This window comes from Roseovarius sp. 217 (genome assembly GCF_000152845.1).
In the GTDB taxonomy this organism is placed as follows: domain Bacteria; phylum Pseudomonadota; class Alphaproteobacteria; order Rhodobacterales; family Rhodobacteraceae; genus Roseovarius.
In genome coordinates, this window is record NZ_CH902584.1 from 4050778 (window position 1) to 4066007 (window position 15230).

A 15230-nucleotide genomic window follows, 5' to 3' on the forward strand; every position below is an offset into this window, starting at 1 on the left:
CCCCTCATTCGAACTCCATGATCACATCATCAACCGCAAGGCTGTCGCCCGGTCCGGCATTGACCTTTGTCACCACGCCCTTGCGTTCGGCGCGCAGGATGTTTTCCATCTTCATCGCCTCCACGGTGCAGAGCGCCTGCCCCTCCTGCACCTCGTCGCCCGGCGCGACATTGACCTTCACGATCAACCCCGGCATCGGGCAGAGCAGCAGCTTGGATGTATCAGGCGGCAGTTTCTCGGGCATTAACGCGGCCAGTTCCGCCTGACGCGGCGTGCGCACATGCACCTTGAGATCAGCGCCCCGCGTGCGGATACGGAACCCGCCGCTGATCTTGCCCACCTTGAGCACCAAGGTCCGGCCATCCACATCAAGCCGCGCCAATTGATCCCCCGGCGTCCAGTCGCTCGTGACCCGCAGCGTGTCACCATCCTCAAAGCGCACAGTCGCCCCCTCACGGTCGGCGGCCACCACCACGCCAAAGCTCTTGCCCTGAAGGCTCACAACCCAGTCCTCGCCGACATGGCGCTCGTGATTGTCCATCCGCCCCGACACCCGCGTGCGCCGGATTTCCGCCACCCGGTGCATCGCCGCTGTGCTCGCGGCAATCGCGCGCAGCGCCTCTTCCGGCAGGGTCACGCCGGTAAAGCCTTCGGGATATTCCTCGGCAATGAACGCCGTGGTGATCTCACCACTGACAAAGCGCGGGTGATCCATCACCGCGCTCAGGAACGGCAGGTTATGGCCAATCCCCTCAACTTCAAAGCTGTCCAGCGCCACGCGCATCCCCTCAATCGCCTCGGCGCGGGTATGCCCCCAGGTGCAGAGCTTGGCGATCATCGGATCGTAATACATGCTGATCTCGCCACCCTCAAAGACGCCGGTGTCATTGCGCACCACCGCGCCGTCCATCGCCAGTTCCTCGGGCGGGCGATAGCGGGTCAGACGGCCAATCGACGGCAGGAACCCGCGATAGGGATCCTCGGCATAGAGGCGGCTCTCCATCGCCCAGCCCTTCAGCGTCACATCCGCCTGCGCGATGCTCAGCGCCTCACCATTGGCCACCCGGATCATCTGCTCGACCAGATCGACACCGGTGATCAGCTCCGTCACCGGATGCTCCACCTGCAACCGCGTGTTCATTTCAAGGAAGAAGAAATTCTTCTCGCCATCGACGATGAATTCGACCGTACCGGCACTCGCATAGCCCACCGCCTGCGCCAGCGCCACGGCTTGCTCGCCCATCGCCTTGCGCGTGGCCTCATCCAGAAACGGGCTCGGCGCCTCTTCGATCACCTTCTGGTTGCGGCGCTGAATGCTGCATTCCCGCTCGCCCAGATAGATGCCGTTGCCATGGGTATCGCACAGCACTTGAATCTCGATATGGCGCGGCTGCGTGACGAATTTCTCGATGAATATCCGGTCATCCCCAAAGGAACTCGCCGCCTCGTTCTTGGAGCTTTGAAACCCCTCGCGCGCCTCCTCGTCCGTCCAGGCGATCCGCATCCCCTTGCCTCCACCTCCGGCAGAGGCCTTGATCATCACCGGATAACCGATCTGGTTCGAGATCGTCACCGCCTCTTCGGCATCGGCGATCAGACCCATATAGCCGGGCACAGTGCTCACGCCCGCCTCCTGCGCGATCTTCTTCGAGGTGATCTTGTCCCCCATCGCCTCAATAGCCTTAACGGGAGGCCCGACAAAGGCCACACCCGCCGCCTCCAGCGCCTGTGCAAACTTGGGATTCTCGCTCAGAAATCCATAGCCGGGATGCACGGCCTCGGCCCCTGTGGCCTTGACCGCAGCCATCACCTTGTCGATGACGATATAGCTCTCAGACGCAGGGGCCGGTCCGATATGCACCGCCTCATCGGCCATGCGCACATGCAGCGCATTGCGATCCGCATCCGAATAGATCGCCACCGTGGCGATGCCCATCTTGCGCGCGGTCTTGATCACGCGACAGGCAATCTCGCCCCGGTTGGCGATCAATATCTTCTTGAACATCTTCCGTCCCTTCCTCACGTTACGCGGCAGCCCCTCAGGCGGCGCGCCGGATCTCTCTTGGCACAACAAAAAAACCACCGGCGCAGGGCGCACCGATGGTTCGGTTTGAAATCTTGCGGCGGGCAGGCAAATCGCCTGCGTCCGCCTTGTGGATCAGAGTGTCAGCACCGGCCGGGATAGGCTTGGCAATAGACCACATTGCCCGCAGCGCCGACTGCGGCCCCTGTGATAACGCTGCCCCCGACAGCCGCCCCTGTAAGAGCGCCGGCACCGCCCCCCAACAGCGCCTGTTCGGGAACCGTGTCACCGCAGGCGACAAGCGTGCCAAGGGCAAGGACGGCCAAAATGGGGGCAATGCCCCGTCGGATCGGGTGCAATCGGATATTCTGCATGTGTGGCGTTCTCCTTTGGTGATGCATAGGATATCGCGGGCATAAAACGCTGCGAACAGGGCCGCGTCAAAGCGATTGCGCCTGCGGCCGCCTGCATCGGCGAATGCCCGCCCACCCGCACCAAGTGATGACTCCTCATCTGCGCGGATCGAAAATGTGGGCGATCCATGCACGCCCGCATAGGATCGCCCACAAGGGGAAGGGCGGCGGGACCGACGCAAGGTCGCAACCTCTGGGGAAAGGACTCCCGCCACTTGGCTTAATCTGCCAGCAACGCGCCGATGCGCCAAGCACGAGCTGCGCAACAGACCGGCGTCGGCAGACCTTTGCCCGTTTACACAACCTGTAGGCAAAATGCCGCCCAAAGCGCCACCAAAAACTGGGTCACCCCCTCCCATTCTCACTCGAACACCTCGGGAAAGGACGATCGCGCCACATCGAGATCAAGCACCAGCAGTGCCTCATAACTCGTGGGATCAAAGGGCTCCTCGGCAGGCTTCACCTCGCGCCCCAAAAGCCAGCTCAACCGCCCGGCATCCAGATTGCCCCGCTCAAAGGGCTCTGCGCCAAAACACTCCCAGATGGCGCGCAGGAATCCGACATCCGCCCGCTTGTCGGCGGGCCTACGGTCGCGAAACCGCTCACGAGGAAGCAGAGGGCTGGCCCCTTTGGGATTGGCGCGGCGAATGGTGAATTGGAAATCCGTGCCCGGCAAACGACCGGGAAAACCGCGATGCTTCAGCATGTTACGCCCTCCGAATCACCGGGGCGTTGCGCGGAAAGTTTGGTGGACGGGACGGCCCAACCGGTCCGTCCCGTACCTAGCCCAATGGGCTTACTTGTACTTGCCGGTCGAAACGGGCTCTGTGGTGATCGGCTCGACCACAACAAACTCTTCTTCGGCCTGCTGGGCACATGCTGCAACAAAGGCAACGAGGCCGATTGCGAGAATGCTCTTAACGCTCTTCGACATGTATATCTCCTGTCTCTCGTATCTTCATGAAAAGACGCGCAAGGACACCATGTCCCTGCCCGCCTTAGGGGCGAGGTAAAGGTCGCTTGGGTGCAACCTCGATTCAGCTTATCGGAATTTTTTGGATTTGAACATCTGTCTTCACCAATCCCGTGCGCCTGTGTCCCCAAAGCCTCAGTTGCTCCAAGGTCTTGATTTCGCGGCGCAACATTTTGCGTTTGCATTAGAACATCTCCCAGATGCAGGCTCCATCCTGCGGCCTGTAGGCCTCAAAGACCTGAATGACAGTGGGGTCGAAAACCCCGAATTCCGACGGTCGATCCGCCAGCGAAATCACAACCTGAGCGGGCGTTGGCCCAGTATTTGCCAATCGCGGCAGCGCGTAGCTCTCGCACAGCCAGATCAGATCGGCCAGCACCGTTTCCAATTCCGCCTCTTCCTCGGACACGCCCTCGAATCCTTCCGCCACAAACCGGAACCGATAGGTGAGGCCCACGCCGGGTCGATCCGTCAGCACTTCCTGTATCCGCGCCACAAGACCCGAGGGTAGCGGCAGCGCCTCCTCCTGCGCTGCCGCCCCTTGGGCGAGAGCCAGCCCGGCGCTCAGCGCCACAGCCCGTCCCACCCGTCTCATCATGCGCGCCTCATCCAGCGCGCGCGATTGTCCGCATCCTCCAACACGACTGCGATCAGGGCCTCGCATTTGGCGCGATCGAACCGTCCCGCCACAGCCCCTCCGGCCCGCACCTGCATCACGTCCGCCCGGCGTGTCACCTGCACCACCGGGGCGTAGCCGCGCAGCGATTGCAACGCCCGCCACAGATCCTGTCGCACCAGATGCGCCAACCGCCGCCGCCCGGTGACGCCGGGCAACACCGTCTCCACCGCCAGATCAAAGCGCACAGGCACCCGCCGCGCCAGCGTCAGCGCGCCCTCCTCCTCGATCACATGCCAGCGGTCCCTGCCCATCCTGCCTCTCTTGCGCATCACGGTTCCGAAAATACTCCGGGGGTTTGGGGGCAGGCCCCCAATCCTTACTCCTCACAGCGGAATATTATCGTGCTTTTTCCAAGGGTTGCTCAGCTTCTTGTTGCGCAGGCTGGCAAACGCCCGGCTCACCCGCATCCGCGTGCTGCGCGGCTGGATCACCTCGTCGATAAAGCCGCGTTCCGCCGCCACGAACGGATTGGCAAACCGCGCCTCGTAATCCTTGGTATGCGTCGCGATCTTGTCGGGCGCCCCCAGATCGGCGCGGTGGATGATCTCTGTCGCCCCCTTGGCCCCCATCACCGCAATCTCGGCCGTGGGCCAGGCATAGTTGAAATCGCCGCGCAGATGCTTCGAGGCCATCACGTCATAGGCGCCACCATAGGCCTTGCGGGTGATCACCGTCACCTTGGGCACCGTCGCCTCGCCATAGGCAAAGAGCAGCTTGGCGCCATGCTTGATCACGCCGCCATATTCCTGCCCCGTGCCCGGCAAGAACCCCGGCACATCGACGAATGTGAGGATCGGGATCTCGAACGCGTCGCAGAACCGTACAAAGCGCGCCGCCTTGCGGCTGCTGTCGATATCCAGACATCCCGCCAACACCATCGGCTGATTGGCGACAACACCGACGGTCTGCCCCTCCAACCGGATGAACCCGGTGATGATATTCTTGGCGAACTCCGCCTGAATCTCGTAGAAATCCGCCTCATCCGCAACCTTGAGGATCAATTCCTTCATGTCATAGGGCGTGTTGGCATTGTCGGGGATCAGTGTATCGAGGCTTTGCTCCACCCGCCCCGGCTCGTCAAAAAAGGGACGCACCGGCGGCTTCTCGCGGTTGTTCAGCGGCAGGAAATCCACCAGCCGTCGCACCTCGGCCAGCGCCTCCACATCATTCTCGAACGCGCCATCTGCCACGCTCGATTTGCGGGTATGCGTGCTCGCGCCGCCCAGTTCCTCGGCGGTGACAACCTCATTGGTCACCGTCTTGACCACATCGGGTCCGGTCACGAACATATAAGAACTGTCGCGCACCATGAAAATGAAATCTGTCATCGCGGGGCTATAGACCGCCCCCCCGGCACAAGGCCCCATGATGAGGCTGATCTGCGGAATGACCCCGCTCGCCATGATATTGCGCTGAAACACCTCGGCATAGCCGGCAAGACTGGCCACACCCTCCTGAATGCGCGCGCCGCCCGAATCGTTGATGCCGATGACCGGCGCACCGTTCTGCATCGCCATATCCATGATCTTGCAGATCTTCTCGGCATGCGTTTCCGACAGAGACCCGCCGAACACGGTGAAATCCTGCGAAAAGACATAGACCATGCGGCCATTGATCGTGCCCCAGCCGGTCACAACCCCGTCGCCATAGGGCCGCTCTTGTTCCATCCCGAAATCGGTGCAGCGATGCGCCTTGAACATGTCGAACTCTTCAAAGCTGCCCTCATCGAGCAGCAATTCGACCCGCTCGCGCGCCGTCAGCTTGCCTTTGGCGTGCTGCGCGTCAACCCGGCGCGTACCCCCGCCCTTGCGCGCCTCGGCGCGGCGGCTTTCCAACTCCTGAAGGATGTCTTTCATGGAACTCCCCTAGCGATCCCTGCGATAATGCGCGCAGCATAGGGATTAGAGCCGCGCGGACAAAGGAAAATCGGGCAAATTTGCAAATGTTCGCAAAACATATTCAGCAAATATGTAAACTTGCAAATAATGACCCACGCGGCATGGACTTCACCGGATGCCGCTCCTAGCCATAAGCGATGACCACCGCTCAGCCCCTCCGGTATCTGAACCGCACCACCCCACCGCATATTTCAACGCTGATCCTTCTTGCGGGACTATCGGCGCTTGCGATGAACATCTTTCTTCCCAGCCTGCCGGGTATGACCGCGTATTTCAACACCGAATACCGGTTGATCCAACTGTCGGTGGCGCTCTACCTCGGGGTCAATGCCGGGCTGCAACTTCTGATGGGACCAATTTCGGACCGTTGGGGGCGGCGTCCGGTGATTCTCTGGGGGCTCGGCCTCTTCCTCGTCGCCACTCTGGGTTGCATCTTTGCGCCCAACGTCACCGTCTTCCTCACCTTTCGCATGGTGCAGGCCAGCGTCGTCGTTGCCATGGTTCTCAGCCGTGCCATCGTGCGCGATATGGTCCCGCAGGACCGCGCCGCTTCGATGATCGGCTACGTGACCATGGGCATGGCGGTGGTTCCGATGATCGGTCCGGCCTTTGGTGGGCTGTTGGACGAGGCCTTTGGCTGGCAGGCGAATTTCTGGGCGCTCTTTCTTCTCGGCGCGGCGCTCTTTGTGGTCTGTTGGCGTGATCTGGGCGAAACCGCGCCGCTGTCGGGCCGCACCCTGATGCAGCAATTCCGCGACTATCCCGCCCTTCTGACCTCGCGCCGGTTCTGGGGCTATGCACTGGCGGCAGGGCTGTCGTCCGGCGCATTCTTTGCCTATCTGGGGGGCGCACCCTTTGTGGGAGACAAGGTGTTTGGCCTGCCGCCCTCGACCCTCGGCATCCTCTTTGGTGCCCCGGCGATTGGCTATTTCCTTGGCAATTTTGCGTCGGGGCGGTTCTCGACGCGCGTCGGCGTCAACCGCATGGTGCTCTGGGGCACATTCTTCAACGCGGCTGGTATCGCCCTCAACCTCTTTCTCTTCTATCTCGGGTTTGGCACGGCCTTCACGTTCTTTGGGCTGATGATGTTCATGGGCTTGGGCAATGGCATGGTGATCCCGAATGCGACCGCAGGCGCCCTCTCGATCCGCCCCGATCTTGCAGGCACCGCCAGTGGCCTGTCGGGCGCGCTGATGATCGGCATCGGCGCAGGGCTCTCGGCCTTGGCGGGACTGCTGCTCACACCCGGCAGTGGGGTCTTTGCGCTTCTGTGGATCATGCTCACAACAGCACTGGCCGCCATCGTCACCATCCTCGCCGTGATCCGGCGCGAACGCAGGCTGGGTCTGGCAGGCTAGGATACACGACGGACTCCGCCTTTTGCCCAAGAGCCAAGTCTTTCAACCTCAATCACAAATCCTTCATCGCCTCTGGTCCCCGTCCGATCAGGCCCCCACCTGTGACCTGTGCAACCAACAGGAGGCCACCATGTCAAACCGGAACACTCAACCGCGCGACCCCTCCGCGCCTCTTCATCATCCCCCCGTCCTCGCCCTCTTCACCGATTGGGCTGCGATCTGACCCGAACACGCGACCCTATCGCCACAGTCTGGCTCGGAACGTGAGCATCAACCGCTTTTGATTTTTTCAATCGCGAACGCAGGCTTTATATCTGAGTCGACATTTCAGGAGGTTCCGATGATTCATCGCCGCACATTCATGTCCACCGGCCTTGCCACCCTCGGCACGGCAACCCTCGCCCCGAATTTTGCCGGTGCCTTTGAGCTCAACCCGAAATTCGCCCCTCAAGAGGTGTCCTTTGACCCCGTCTATCAACCCGGTCAACTGATCGTGCTGCCGCGCGCGCATTTCCTCTATTTCGTCACCGCGCCGGGCCGTGCCCGCCGGTACGGCGTCGGCGTCGGCAAGGCAGGCTTGGAATTTACCGGCACCGCCACAATCTCTGTCAAAAAAGAATGGCCCACTTGGCGCCCGACGGACGAGATGATCGAACGTGAGCCCCGCACTTATGGCCGCTTCAAGGACAATGATTATGTTCAGCCCGGCGGCTCTGACAATCCGCTTGGCTCGCGCGCCCTCTATCTCTTCCAGAATGGTCGCGATACCTATTACCGGATTCACGGAACAACCCAGCCCTCCTCGATCGGGCAATCAGTGTCGAACGGCTGCATCCGGATGATCAACGAGCACGTTCAGGATCTCTACGCGCGTGTGCCGATTGGGACGGTCGTCACCGTTCTCTGACCGGGGCGCGACCGCTCCTCTGGCAGGGATCGCGTGAACGTACGGTCTGACCGCACAAGCGTACGGGGGTCAGATGCGGGGGTCTTGCTTTTCATTTTGGAACTGGCCATATTTCTTGGTGCGACGTTACCGCTATCGACCATCTGTCCTTTACGGCTCAGTCACTCGATCTTGCACGACTTTGCCGGGCTGCCGCACTCCCGCGGGCAGCAAAAACAAAAGGATATCAGTACGATGGCTACTGGCACCGTAAAATGGTTCAACGCCACCAAGGGCTATGGTTTCATTGCGCCCGATGGCGGTGGCAAGGACGTTTTCGTTCACATTTCCGCCGTTGAGCGCGCAGGCCTGACCGGTCTGGCCGACGACCAGAAAGTGACTTTCGACATCGAATCCGGCCGCGACGGTCGTGAATCAGCGTCGAATATCTCCCTCGCCTGAGCGCGAGACGAAGCGATAAGCTACCTGAAATCAAAGACTTATCGCGCCTTGTTGTGGCGCGATAATATATCGGGCGCAAATATTCCCGAACCCTGCCTTTCCCCTTGAAACCGCCCGCTCGAACGATGACATAGGGCCTGTATCAGGAGGCGAACAATGGCGCTCCCCGTTAGGGAACAGATGAAATACTGGGGCGCGGCAGCCGTCGTAGCCTTTGTTTTGCTTTGGTTTTTGGGTGATGTGATCCTCCCCTTCGTGCTTGGCGGCGCAATCGCTTATTTCCTTGATCCGGTAGCCGACCGGCTGGAACGTCTGGGTCTCAGTCGCGCCACGTCGGTAGGGGTGATCACGCTTCTGGCCATCTTGGCCTTTGTTATCATTGCACTTTTGGTGATTCCCTCCTTGGTCAATCAGGCCGTTGCCTTGTTCAACATAGCACCGGAACTTGCCAATGATCTCCATCGCTTTCTCACCACGCATTTCCCCTCTCTTTTCGAGGCGGATTCGGCACTGAACAAGACGCTGCTGTCCGTGGGAGAGACCATCCGCGAACGCGGCGGCCAATTGCTCGAGACAGTGCTCAGTTCGGCCGCATCAATGGTTAACATATTGATATTGCTTGTCATTGTTCCCGTCGTTTCAGTCTACCTTCTCTATGATTGGGACAATATGGTCGCTGAAATCGACCGCCTCCTGCCACGCGACCACGCCCCCGTCATCCGCCGCCTCGCACGCCAAATCGACAACACGCTGGCCAGCTTCATCCGCGGCATGGGCACGGTCTGCCTGATCCTTGGCACCTATTATGCGGTCGCCCTGATGCTGGTCGGCTTGCAATTCGGCCTCGTGGTCGGCGCCATCGCCGGACTGATTACCTTCATCCCCTACGTCGGTTCCATCGTAGGCGGCGTGCTCGCCGTCGGACTTGCCCTGTTTCAGTTCTGGGGCGATTGGGTCAGCGTCGGCCTCGTAGCCGCAGTCTTTGTGTCGGGACAGATCATTGAGGGCAATTTTTTGACGCCCAAGCTGGTCGGCTCCTCAGTGGGCCTTCATCCGGTCTGGCTCATTTTCGCACTCTCTGCATTCGGTGCACTTTTCGGCTTTGTCGGTATGCTGGTCGCGGTGCCCGTGGCCGCAGCGCTTGGGGTTATCGCCCGCTTTGCGATCGACCAATACCGCGACAGCCGGCTTTATCGCGGCATCGAAAGCGTTGACCGCGAATGACGCCCCACCAACTCAGCTTTGATTTGCCAGTGCGGCCCGCACTGGGGAGAGAGGATTTTTTCGTCTCGCCGGCCAATGCCGAAGCAGTGGCCATGATCGACTCCTGGGAGACATGGCCTTCACGCAAGCTGATCCTCGCGGGGCCCACCGGTTCCGGGAAAACCCATCTTGCACATGTTTGGGCGGCTCTTTCCGGCGCGCGTATCATTGCTGCCGCTGATCTCGCCGATGCTGATATTCCCGCTCTTGCGCTCAGTCCTCTCGCGATTGAAGATGCAGAGCAGACAGCAGGCAATCGCGCCGCAGAAGAGGCACTCTTTCATCTGCACAATCTTAGCCTCGCGGAAGGCCATACGATCCTTCTCACGGCAGAGCGCCCCCCGCACCTCTGGCCACTCAGGCTGCCCGACCTGATGAGCCGCATGCAGGGTACGCTTGTGACCCAATTGCGCGCGCCCGATGACGCTTTGCTCGCCGCTGTGTTGACCAAACTCTTTGCTGACCGCCAGATTGCCCCGAGCCCAGACACTGTCCCCTATCTCTCGCGCCGCATCGACCGCTCCTTTGCCGCTGTGCGAGAGGTGGTCGAGACCCTCGATGCAGCAGCCCTCGCAGAGCGCCGCGCCATCACCCGCGCATTCGCCGCGCAAGTGCTGGACAAAATGGTGTAATAGCGCCACGCTGCGTCACCAATCCGTTACATATCAGCGCGATAAGCCCGTCATGACCCAATCAGATTTTCTGAAACACCCCGCGCCCGAAGCTGTCGAACTGCCTGATCTGGACCTCACCGGGCCGGGGCGGTTCTATAACCGTGAACTCAGCTGGCTTGGCTTTAACTGGCGTGTGCTGGAAGAGGCACAGAATCCACGCGTGCCGCTCCTTGAACGGCTGCGCTTTCTGTCGATTTCCGCGACCAATCTGGACGAGTTCTACAATGTGCGCGTCGCGGGCCTGAGAGAGCTGGCGCAAGCGGGCAACACCACCCCCGCTGCCGATGGATTGACCCCTGCCGAACAGCTTGTCCTGATCAACGAGAACGCCCGCAAGCTTTTGGACTCGCAACAGAAAACCTATGACAGCCTGCGCCGCGAGATGGAGGCCGAGAACATCTCTATTCTCGAGCACACTTCACTCGGCGAAGACGACAAGACCTATCTTGCGGATGTCTTTCTGAACAAGGCTTTTCCAGTGCTCTCACCGCTGGCCATCGACCCGGCGCATCCTTTTCCGTTCATTCCCAATCTGGGCTATAGTCTCGCCCTGCATCTTGAGCGCAAGGCGGACAAACGCCCACTTCAGGCGCTCTTGCCGATCCCACAACAGATCGCGAGATTCATCCCGCTGCCCGCGCCCGAGGGCACCTATCGCTTCCTGCCGCTGGAAGAGTTGCTCTTGTTGCATCTGCACAGCCTCTTTCCGGGCTATCGGTACAAGAGCCATTGCGCTTTTCGCGTGCTTCGCGACAGCGATCTGGAGGTCGAGGAAGAAGCCGAAGACCTCGTACGCGAATTCGAGGTGGCGCTGAAACGTCGGCGCCGCGGCGAGGTGGTGAGGATGAAGATCTCGGCCAATGCGCCAGAGGATCTGCGCCGCGTGATCATGCAGGAACTGCATGTCATCCCCGAAGAGGTGGTCGAGGTCGAGGGCATGATTGGTCTAGCAGACCTCAAGGAACTGGTGCTGGATGCCCGCCCTGACCTACTCTGGCCGCCCTTTACTCCGCGCGTGCCGGAACGGGTACAGGACCATGGCGGAGATATGTTTGCGGCGATCCGGCAAAAGGACATGCTGCTGCATCACCCCTATGAGACCTTTGACATGGTGGTGCGGTTTCTAACGCAGGCCGCGCACGATCCCGATGTCGTGGCGATCAAACAGACGCTCTATCGCACCTCACGCAATTCTCCCATCGTCGAGGCGCTCTGCGAGGCGGCGGAGGATGGCAAATCCGTCACCGCCCTTGTCGAACTCAAGGCACGGTTCGACGAAGCGGCCAATATCCGGCAATCTCGGCGCTTGGAACGGGCGGGCGCGCATGTGGTTTATGGTTTCATCGACCTCAAGACACATGCCAAAATTTCGACCGTGGTGCGGCGCGAGGGCGAGAATCTGGTCACGTATACGCATTATGGCACGGGCAATTACCACCCGATCACGGCCCGGATTTACACGGACCTCAGCTTTTTTACCTGCAACACGCAGCTTGGGCGCGATGCCACAAAGGTGTTCAATTATCTCTCTGGCTATGCCGAACCTGAGGGGCTGGAGAATCTTTCGATATCGCCCAAGTCGCTTAAACCTCGCCTGCTTGAACTGATCGGCCGAGAGGCCGAGCATGCGAGGGTCGGCAAACCTGCGGCGATATGGGCCAAGATGAACTCGCTGATCGAGCCCGACATCATTGACGCCCTCTATGCGGCGTCAGAGGCAGGCGTCAAGATCGACCTCGTGGTGCGCGGCATCTGCGGATTGCGTCCAGGAATCAAAGGCCTATCCAGCAATATCCGGGTGAAATCCATTGTTGGACGTTTTCTCGAGCATTCCCGCATCGTCTGTTTCGGCAATGGGTTCGGTCTGCCATCAAAAAGGGCGCGGGTGTTCATTTCCTCGGCCGACTGGATGGGCCGAAATCTGAACCGCCGCGTCGAGACCCTCGTCGAAATCGAAAACCAGACCGTCAAGGCACAGATCGTCAGTCAGGTCATGGCCGCCAACATGGCCGATGTTGCGCAGAGTTGGGTCATGGCACCCGATGGCAGCTTTACCCGTACGCCCGTCCCCGAAGGAGCATTTGCCTTCAACTGCCATCGCTTCTTCATGGAATACCCGTCGCTCTCTGGTCGCGGTTCGGCAGGCGCATCGGATGTGCCTAAATTGACCCATACGGATGATTGACCCGCGCGCGCCCGTGTCGCATAGAGGGGGCGCGTAAGACTGGGACGGATATGGACGGCACCAACGATCCAACAGAACCCGACGGCGGCCCATTCGGCCGTCCCCTGTTCGATAGCCCCACCGCGCGCGCGCTCAGCCGCGTGGGTGTGGTTGATGTGGGCTCGAACTCCGTGCGCCTTGTGGTCTTTGACGGCGCTGCGCGCAGCCCCGCATACTTTTACAACGAAAAAATCATGTGCGGCCTCGGTGCGGGCATGTCCGAAAGTGGCCGACTGAATCCGACCGGTCGCAAACGCGCTCTGGAGGCGCTGAAGCGGTTTCAAATGTTGGCCGACGGCATGGACACCGGCCCGCTTGTGGCCGTCGCCACGGCCGCCGTGCGCGAGGCCAGCGATAGTGCAGAGTTCTGCGCCGAGGTTGAACGCGAAACCGGTCTCAAGCTCTGGGTCATCGACGGCCGAGAAGAAGCGCGCCTATCGGCGCAAGGCGTTCTCTTGGGTTGGCCGGGGTCTTATGGGCTTGTCTGTGACATTGGCGGTTCATCAATGGAACTGGCCGAGATCAATGGCGGCAAGGTCGGCGCGCGGGTGTCCTCGCCACTTGGTCCGCTGAAACTTCGCGATCTCAAGGGCGGCAAGAAGGCGCGCAAGACCTATATCCGTCAAACCTTGACTGCCATGCGCGACGAACTTGGTGAACAAAAGAACCGCCTCTTTCTGGTCGGCGGCTCTTGGCGGGCGATCGCCCGAATTGACATGGCGCGGCGCAATTATCCGCTACATGTCCTTCACGAATACCGCATGAGCCCCGCCGATGTACGCGCGACGATCAAGTACATCGAAAAGCAGGATGCCGAAACACTCCGGCTGCAATCAGGCGTGTCGATGGCCCGGATAGACCTTGTCCCGCAAGCGGTCGAGGTTCTGGGCGAGTTGATCAAAACCTTCAAACCACGAGACATCGCCGTGTCCAGCTATGGCATCCGCGAAGGCCTGCTTTATGAGCAGATGCCTCAAATGCTGCGCGACCGTGATCCATTGATAGAGGCCTGCCGTTTTGCCGAGCAGAAGGATGCGCGTCTGCCCGGATTTGGCAAAGTCATCTACCATTTCATTCTTCCGCTCTTCAAATCCGCCAAGCCAGAGCGCCGCCGCCTGATGCGAGCTGCATGCCTCTTGCATGACGTCAGTTGGCGCGCACATCCGGATTACCGCGCCGAAGTCTGTTTCGACAATGCCACCCGCGCCAATCTGGGCGGCCTCAAACATTCAGAGCGGGTCTATCTGGGCCTCGCCCTGTTGCACCGCTATTCAAACAAGCGCGAGAACAGTCGATTTGCCGATCTTGACGGGCTGATTTCGGACAAGGACCGCCACGAGGCAGAGGTTCTCGGCAAGGCCATGCGCTTTACCGCAATGCTCTGGCTCAAGCGCAATGCCCATTTGGGCGAATTGCGCTGGTTTCCTCAGAAAAAGGTGCTTGAACTGCGCCTCTCGGCAGAGGCCGCCCCGCTCTTTGGCGAGGTGGCTCAGTCGCGCTTTGCGTCGTTGGCCGCAGCATTATCAGCCCGCGTCGTGATCAAGACCCCGTAGTGACAGGGAACTTGAGCAGACCAAACCAGCTTAGAGTTCGATTTCACCTTCTGGCAGAGGGGCATCTTTTATCTCTTGCGGAGTCTTGCGGCGCAGGATGATGTCCCCATTGGGTAGAACCTCGGGGGCATGATAGGCGCTCAAATCGCCGACCTCGTCCATCAGGTCGCGCAGCGCTGGCCCCATTTCCTCGACAAACTGACGCAAGGCGGGCTCCATCTCTTGCGCCCTGTCGCGCAGCCCCTCAAGAGCGGGCCCCATCTCTCGCTGGAGACCCTCGAAAAACAGCCGCGCGCCTTCTTCAATCAGAGAGCGCCCCTCATCTTCAGCCTCTTGAGCGGCCAGAGGGGCCGCGCTGAGCGCTGCAATCAGAAAGACAGTGCGGATCAGGCGAAATGGTTTCATTCCACTCATATAGGCAGGTCTGATGAGGATTTTAAGATCAAAGCTCAAGATCCAGTGTGACGGGAAAATGGTCTGATGCCGCCAGAAGCGCCTCGCGGAGATCGCGATTGTCCCAGCACCCCGGATCGTCGAACGGATGCCAGATCCGCCAGACAGGTCGGCGCGCCATCAGATCCGGTGAGATCAGGATATAATCCAGCAGGGCCTGCATGTAGCGCTTTTTATCGCGGATGTAGAACCGTGCTGTGGTGTGAATAGCCCCGATCCGCTGGGTTAATGCTCCATGTGCATGCGGATCAAAGAGTGTCAGAGCGGTCTCCTGCCCTTCGCCCGTGATAATCTCGAGGGATGAGCGGCCAAACAGATGCTCGTATTCATCAAGTCCGGGCCCGTCATTCAGATCCCCCAGCACGATCAAC

16 protein-coding genes are annotated in these 15230 nt (G+C 60.3%); 7 read left to right on the plus strand and 9 right to left on the minus strand.

Annotation, left to right across the window (positions count from 1 at the left end; all coding sequences use genetic code 11):
* Positions 1-4: 4 nt before the first annotated feature.
* From ROS217_RS19460 to ROS217_RS19485, 7 genes are all read right to left on the minus strand, one after another.
* A complete protein-coding gene (locus ROS217_RS19460; protein ID WP_040650783.1) occupies positions 5-2005 on the minus strand; it encodes an acetyl-CoA carboxylase biotin carboxylase subunit in 2001 nt (666 codons plus the stop codon).
* 161 nt (positions 2006-2166) lie between these two features.
* The gene (locus tag ROS217_RS19465) at positions 2167-2397 is read right to left on the minus strand and encodes a hypothetical protein (RefSeq protein WP_009819521.1); all 231 of its coding nucleotides are present in this window, start codon (positions 2395-2397) and stop codon (positions 2167-2169) included.
* A 400-nt stretch (positions 2398-2797) separates the two neighbouring features.
* Positions 2798-3142, minus strand: coding sequence for a hypothetical protein (locus ROS217_RS19470; protein ID WP_009819522.1), 345 nt, complete (start codon positions 3140-3142; stop codon positions 2798-2800).
* 90 nt (positions 3143-3232) lie between these two features.
* Positions 3233-3370: a hypothetical protein gene (locus ROS217_RS24455; protein WP_009819523.1), complete on the minus strand. Its 138-nt coding sequence runs from the start codon at positions 3368-3370 to the stop codon at positions 3233-3235.
* Between the two features lie 223 nt (positions 3371-3593).
* Entirely contained in the window at positions 3594-4007 is a 414-nt protein-coding gene (locus ROS217_RS19475; RefSeq protein WP_009819524.1) for a DUF6497 family protein, read from the minus strand.
* On the minus strand, positions 4004-4339 hold the full coding sequence (locus ROS217_RS19480; protein WP_009819525.1) for a hypothetical protein: 336 nt from the start codon (positions 4337-4339) through the stop codon (positions 4004-4006). Before ROS217_RS19480 ends, ROS217_RS19475 begins: the two co-directional genes overlap by 4 nt.
* 72 nt (positions 4340-4411) lie before the next feature.
* The gene (locus ROS217_RS19485) at positions 4412-5944 is read right to left on the minus strand and encodes an acyl-CoA carboxylase subunit beta (RefSeq protein WP_009819526.1); all 1533 of its coding nucleotides are present in this window, start codon (positions 5942-5944) and stop codon (positions 4412-4414) included.
* Between the two features lie 179 nt (positions 5945-6123).
* Between ROS217_RS19485 and ROS217_RS19490 the strand changes: the two genes are divergently transcribed.
* From ROS217_RS19490 to ROS217_RS19520, 7 genes are all read left to right on the plus strand, one after another.
* Positions 6124-7344, plus strand: coding sequence for a multidrug effflux MFS transporter (locus ROS217_RS19490; RefSeq protein ID WP_009819527.1), 1221 nt, complete (start codon positions 6124-6126; stop codon positions 7342-7344).
* 340 nt (positions 7345-7684) lie between these two features.
* Positions 7685-8251, plus strand: a complete 567-nt coding sequence (locus ROS217_RS19495; protein ID WP_009819528.1) for a L,D-transpeptidase — start codon at positions 7685-7687, stop codon at positions 8249-8251.
* A 234-nt stretch (positions 8252-8485) separates the two neighbouring features.
* Positions 8486-8692 carry a cold-shock protein gene (locus ROS217_RS19500; RefSeq protein ID WP_040650786.1) on the plus strand — a complete coding sequence of 69 codons (207 nt, stop codon included), beginning with the start codon at positions 8486-8488 and terminating at the stop codon, positions 8690-8692.
* Between the two features lie 156 nt (positions 8693-8848).
* The gene (locus ROS217_RS19505; RefSeq protein ID WP_040650788.1) at positions 8849-9916 is read left to right on the plus strand and encodes an AI-2E family transporter; all 1068 of its coding nucleotides are present in this window, start codon (positions 8849-8851) and stop codon (positions 9914-9916) included.
* Entirely contained in the window at positions 9913-10587 is a 675-nt protein-coding gene (locus ROS217_RS19510; RefSeq protein WP_009819531.1) for an HdaA/DnaA family protein, read from the plus strand. Before ROS217_RS19505 ends, ROS217_RS19510 begins: the two co-directional genes overlap by 4 nt.
* Positions 10588-10639: 52 nt before the next feature.
* Entirely contained in the window at positions 10640-12814 is a 2175-nt protein-coding gene (locus ROS217_RS19515; protein ID WP_009819532.1) for an RNA degradosome polyphosphate kinase, read from the plus strand.
* 50 nt (positions 12815-12864) lie between these two features.
* A complete protein-coding gene (locus ROS217_RS19520; protein WP_009819533.1) occupies positions 12865-14406 on the plus strand; it encodes a Ppx/GppA family phosphatase in 1542 nt (513 codons plus the stop codon).
* 30 nt (positions 14407-14436) lie between these two features.
* On the opposite strand, the gene ROS217_RS19525 is transcribed toward ROS217_RS19520, so the two are convergent.
* Both ROS217_RS19525 and ROS217_RS19530 read right to left on the minus strand, forming a co-directional pair.
* Positions 14437-14811: a hypothetical protein gene (locus ROS217_RS19525; RefSeq protein ID WP_009819534.1), complete on the minus strand. Its 375-nt coding sequence runs from the start codon at positions 14809-14811 to the stop codon at positions 14437-14439.
* A gap of 37 nt (positions 14812-14848) precedes the next feature.
* The coding region (locus ROS217_RS19530) for an endonuclease/exonuclease/phosphatase family protein (protein WP_040651780.1) at positions 14849-15230 on the minus strand (382 nt) is incomplete at its 5' end.